Raw genomic sequence first — 4,808 nt, forward strand, 5'->3', positions numbered from 1 at the left:
AAACAGTATTGCAGAAAAGGGGGTAACCATAGATGTGGGAGCGGGCTTGCTCGCGAAAGCGGTGGATCAGCCAACATCTCTGTTGAATGTGAAACCGTATTCGCGAGCAAGCCCGCTCCCACATTTAAATTGGGTCAGGCCTCGAGGCCAAGGATGTCTCGGGCCACGGCTTCGGCAATCCGAATCCCATCGACACCCGCTGACAGAATCCCGCCCGCATAACCCGCGCCTTCACCGGCCGGGAACAGGCCCTTCACGTTCAGGCTCTGCATCGACTCGTTACGGGTAATCCGCAGCGGCGATGACGTACGCGTCTCGATCCCGGTCAACACCGCATCGTGCAGCGAGTAGCCACGAATCTGCTTCTCGAACGCTGGCAAGGCTTCGCGAATGGCTTCGATGGCGAACGCCGGCAAAGCCAGGGCCAAATCGCCCAAGGCAACGCCCGGTTTGTAGGACGGCTCGACGCTGCCCAACTCGGTCGACGGTTTGCCTGCAATGAAGTCGCCGACCAGTTGTGCCGGCGCTTCGTAATTGCTGCCGCCCAGCACAAAGGCGTGTGATTCCAGGCGTTCCTGCAACTCGATGCCGGCCAGTGGGCCACCCGGGTAATCGACTTCCGGGGTGATCCCGACGACGATCCCGGAGTTGGCGTTGCGCTCGTTACGCGAGTACTGGCTCATGCCGTTGGTGACCACGCGGTTCGGCTCGGAGGTCGCCGCCACCACGGTGCCGCCCGGGCACATGCAGAAGCTGTAGACCGAACGACCGTTGCTGGCGTGGTGCACCAGTTTGTAGTCGGCAGCACCGAGTTTCGGGTGCCCGGCGTATTTGCCCAGGCGCGCGCGGTCGATCAGCGATTGTGGGTGCTCGATGCGGAAACCCACCGAGAACGGCTTGGCTTCCATGAATACGCCACGACCGTGGAGCATGCGGAAGGTGTCCCGGGCGCTGTGGCCGAGGGCCAGAATCACGTGTTTCGAATGGATCTGCTCGCCGCCATTGAGCTCGACGCCAACCAGTTGGCCGTCCTCGATCAATACATCGGTGACGCGCTGCTGGAAGCGCACTTCGCCGCCCATGGCGCGAATCTGCTCGCGCATGTTTTCCACTACACCGGTCAGACGGAACGTACCGATGTGCGGTTTGCTGACGTAGAGGATTTCTTCCGGCGCGCCGGCCTTGACGAACTCGTGCAAGACTTTGCGACCGATGAATTTCGGGTCTTTGATCTGGCTGTAGAGCTTGCCGTCGGAGAACGTACCCGCGCCGCCTTCACCGAATTGCACGTTGGATTCGGGGTTGAGCACGCTTTTGCGCCACAGGCCCCAAGTGTCCTTGGTGCGCTGACGCACTTCGGTGCCGCGTTCGAGGATGATCGGCTTGAAGCCCATCTGCGCCAGCAGCAGGCCGGCGAAGATTCCGCACGGGCCGAAACCCACGACGACAGGACGTTGCTCAAGATCAGCCGGCGCCTGGCCGACCACTTTGTAGCTGACATCCGGCGCCACGTTGACGTTACGGTCATCGGCGAATGTGTGCAGCACCGACGCCTCATCGCGAACGTTGAGGTCGATGGTGTAAATGAAGCACAGTTCAGAGGACTTTTTGCGCGCATCGTAGCTGCGCTTGAACAAGGTGAAATCGAGCAGGTCATCACTGGCGATGCCCAGGCGCTGCACGATGGCAGGGCGCAGGTCTTCTTCGGGATGGTCGATCGGCAACTTGAGTTCGGTGATTCGTAACATGACGGGATCCGGTTCGCGGGGCGCACAACTGCGCCAAGGCGTTTGAAGCCCGCGATTATAAGCCTCAAAGGATGATTCCCGTGAGGCAAAAACGATCAGTCGTTACGCGATCCGCCGAAATACCCGCAGCCGCGTTGCACCTGGCCATCGATGCGCAGCTCGGCGCTCATGTGCTGCACGCTGCCGGTGCTGCTGTCGACGCAACGTTGCGGCGCGACCCAGAGCTCGATGCGCTGATTATTGGCTTCGGTGCTGAGGTTGAAGCGGCCATCGCCCAGTTGCTCTTCAACGTATGGCAGGGCCAGGGGCGGCTGACCGGCGCGGTCGATGACCATGCCTTTGCCGCTGACTTTGACGTTCCATTCAGGGCCATGGCCGGCGGCGCGCAGAGTCAGCTGTTTGAAATTGGGATCGTCGCACGCCGTGCCCGAGCGTTCGACTCGGTACAGCTGCTCCAGATCGAGCCGGCTATCGGCACCACTGGCAACGATCCGGCCGCGCACGTCGGCGAACAACTTGCCTTGGTCGTCGGCCAAGGTCGCGGCCTCTTGCAGGACACTGGTGCCGCCGGTGTCGTTGACCACATAACTGCGCTGCTCATTGCACGGCTGGAACAGCAACTTGCCGTCGGCCGCCGTCAACTGGCCCAGCATGCGGGTCTGGCCCACATGGGAAGCACTTTCGCGCGGGCCATCAAACAACTGGCAGGCGGCGAACAGCGGAAGCAGGGCAACAAGCACGAGGGAACGGGCAACACGCATCTTTGAGTCTCCTGACAAGTGTCGCCACGTTACTCAGCCCAGCCGGCGATCACAAGGTGAGTATTCATCCGGCGCCAGTCACCGGTGACGTTAGCAACATTCTGTGCATTGTTTCTGCGCGCAAGCCGTGGTCCTGACAGGTATGTTACCCAGCATTTGAAACGTGATGAGGATAGGAGGAAGGCGTTATGAGCTGGAAGATCTGGATGGTGCTATTGGCGATGGTGGGCGCCGGGTCGAGCCATGCTGGCGAGATTGATTTCTCATCGGCCGACGACTTTATCAGGATGGAAATGCTATTGAAGGATGATGACGGTGCCAATCCGGACCATGTCACGTTGTCAGTCACGTTGAGTCCGCAGGCCGCCGAACATGCACAAAAAATCAGTCGTGAATCGTTGGGCCAGCCATTGACCGTATCGATCAATGGCCATCCGATAAGTACAGCGACGGTGCGGTCGGCTCTGGGGGCGCAGTTCAGGATTGCGATGTCGCGATCAATTGCTAAAAAACTGCTGCCCACATTGATTGAATGATCGTCGCGGGTGCCCTGTTGACCAGGTTCAGCCGACGCGGTAGGTCTGACCGGTCTGCAAGCCTTCCACGCTTTTTGCGTAGGCCAGCGCCACTTCGGCGGCGGGCACCGGTTTGAAACCACGGAAGTACGGGGCATAGCTGCCCATGGCTTCGACCAGCACGTTCGGGCTGACCGAGTTGATGCGCAGACCGCGCGGCAGTTCGATCGCCGCTGCACGGACGAAGCTGTCCAGAGCGCCGTTGACCAGGGAGGCCGAGCTGCCGGTACGAATCGGATCGTGGCTGAGGATGCCGGTGGTGAAGGTGAATGACGCACCGTCATTGGCGAATTCACGACCGATCAGCAGCAGGTTGACCTGCCCCATCAGCTTGTCCCGCAAGCCGAGCTCGAAGTCGTGTTCGGTCATGGTTGCCAGCGGCACGAAGTTGACGCTGCCGGCGGCGCAGATAAGCGCATCGAAGTTGCCGGTCTGTTCGAACAGTTTACGGATCGAGGCGCTGTCACTGATGTCGACCTGAAACTCACCGCTTTTACGGCCAATACGGATGATTTCGTGGCGCTGGGACAGTTCATGGTCAATCGCCGAACCGACGGTGCCAGAGGCGCCAATCAAAAGAATTTTCATCGTGCTGTACCTGAATGGGTTGGATTTAAATTTAAGTTTAGAGTGGTTTTTTCCATTGATAAGCGGGCTAATAGGCAACCTTTGGTTTTCAAATGGAAACAATTCCATGAGCGAAATGGATGACCTGGCGGCGTTCGCGGTGTTGATCGAGGCGGGCAGTTTCACCTTGGCGGCGCAGCAACTGGGTTGCAGCAAAGGGCAGCTCTCCAAGCGCATCAGCCTGCTGGAAACTCGGTTTTCCGTGGTGTTGCTGCAACGCACCACGCGCCGCTTGAGCCTGACGGCGGCGGGTGCGGCGTTGTTGCCGCAAGCCCAGGCGCTGGTGATTCAAGTCGAGCGAGCGCGTCAGGCTTTGGCGCGATTGAAAGACGACATGGCCGGCCCGGTGCGGATGACGGTTCCGGTTTCACTGGGGGAAACCTTCTTTGACGGCGCGCTGCTGGAATTTTCCCGGCAGTACCCCGAGGTGCAGATCGAACTGGAGCTCAACAATAACTACCGTGACCTGTCCCGGGACGGTTTCGACCTGGCGATCCGCTCGGAAGTGGCCAACGATGAACGCCTGGTCGCCCGCCCATTGCTGGCTTGGCACGAGATGACCTGCGCCAGCCCTGCGTACCTTGAGCGATTCGGTGAACCACTGACACCTCAGGCGCTGGCCGAACACCGCTGCCTGCTCAACAGCCATTACAGCGGTCGCGAGGAATGGCTCTATCACCAACAGCACGAGTTGCTGCGGGTGCGAGTGTCGGGGCCGTTCGCCAGCAACCACTACAACCTCTTGAAGAAAGCCGCATTGGCCAGTGCGGGCATTGCACGTTTGCCGTCTTACCTGCTGCAAGAGGAATTGGCTGACGGGCGTTTGCGCTGGCTGCTGCGCGATTATCAGACCCGCAGCATGCCGATGTACCTGGTGCACCCGTATCAAGGTGGTTTGCCGAAACGCACCCAAGTGCTGGCGGACTATTTGATTGGTTGGTTCAAGCGTAGCGGCGAGGCGTTGGATCGACTTCAGCGGTAACGTCTCACCACGCACTCCCCTGTGGGAGCGGGCTTGCTCGCGAAAGCACTCTCACATTCAACAGATATGTTGGCTGACACACCGCTTTCGCGAGCAAGCTGATCTGGTCCAGTAA

Annotated in this window: 5 protein-coding genes; 2 read left to right on the forward strand and 3 right to left on the reverse strand. The window is 59.8% G+C overall.

The genetic code is table 11. From position 1 onward, the window contains the following. Positions 1–134 precede the first annotated feature (134 nt). Together IC37_RS28580 and IC37_RS28585 are read right to left on the reverse strand one after the other, a co-directional pair. On the reverse strand, positions 135–1,748 hold the full coding sequence (locus IC37_RS28580) for an NAD(P)/FAD-dependent oxidoreductase (RefSeq protein ID WP_030131114.1): 1,614 nt from the start codon (positions 1,746–1,748) through the stop codon (positions 135–137). Positions 1,749–1,843: 95 nt separating this feature from the next. Continuing rightward, on the reverse strand, positions 1,844–2,509 hold the full coding sequence (locus IC37_RS28585) for a COG3650 family protein (RefSeq protein WP_030131113.1): 666 nt from the start codon (positions 2,507–2,509) through the stop codon (positions 1,844–1,846). A gap of 188 nt (positions 2,510–2,697) precedes the next feature. Here IC37_RS28585 and IC37_RS28590 point away from each other — a divergent pair, with 188 nt between their 5' ends. Next, on the forward strand, positions 2,698–3,045 hold the full coding sequence (locus IC37_RS28590; RefSeq protein ID WP_030131112.1) for a hypothetical protein: 348 nt from the start codon (positions 2,698–2,700) through the stop codon (positions 3,043–3,045). A 27-nt stretch (positions 3,046–3,072) separates the two neighbouring features. On the opposite strand, the gene IC37_RS28595 is transcribed toward IC37_RS28590, so the two are convergent. Next, positions 3,073–3,672 carry a short chain dehydrogenase gene (locus tag IC37_RS28595; RefSeq protein ID WP_030131111.1) on the reverse strand — a complete coding sequence of 200 codons (600 nt, stop codon included), beginning with the start codon at positions 3,670–3,672 and terminating at the stop codon, positions 3,073–3,075. A gap of 106 nt (positions 3,673–3,778) precedes the next feature. Between IC37_RS28595 and IC37_RS28600 the strand changes: the two genes are divergently transcribed. Beyond that, complete coding sequence (locus tag IC37_RS28600; RefSeq protein WP_030131110.1) at positions 3,779–4,693, forward strand: LysR family transcriptional regulator; 915 nt, start codon at positions 3,779–3,781, stop codon at positions 4,691–4,693. The last annotated feature ends 115 nt before the right edge of the window (positions 4,694–4,808 follow it).

It is taken from the genome of Pseudomonas sp. QTF5, assembly GCF_000512695.2.
Lineage (GTDB): Bacteria > Pseudomonadota > Gammaproteobacteria > Pseudomonadales > Pseudomonadaceae > Aquipseudomonas.

Excerpts from the sequence above, each read along its gene's own strand:
- IC37_RS28580 (WP_030131114.1), bottom strand. The coding sequence starts at position 1,748 with ATGTTACGAATCACCGAACTCAAGTTGCCGATCGACCATCCCGAAGAA.
- IC37_RS28585 (WP_030131113.1), bottom strand. The coding sequence starts at position 2,509 with ATGCGTGTTGCCCGTTCCCTCGTGCTTGTTGCCCTGCTTCCGCTGTTC.
- IC37_RS28590 (WP_030131112.1), top strand. The coding sequence starts at position 2,698 with ATGAGCTGGAAGATCTGGATGGTGCTATTGGCGATGGTGGGCGCCGGG.
- IC37_RS28595 (WP_030131111.1), bottom strand. The coding sequence starts at position 3,672 with ATGAAAATTCTTTTGATTGGCGCCTCTGGCACCGTCGGTTCGGCGATT.
- IC37_RS28600 (WP_030131110.1), top strand. The coding sequence starts at position 3,779 with ATGAGCGAAATGGATGACCTGGCGGCGTTCGCGGTGTTGATCGAGGCG.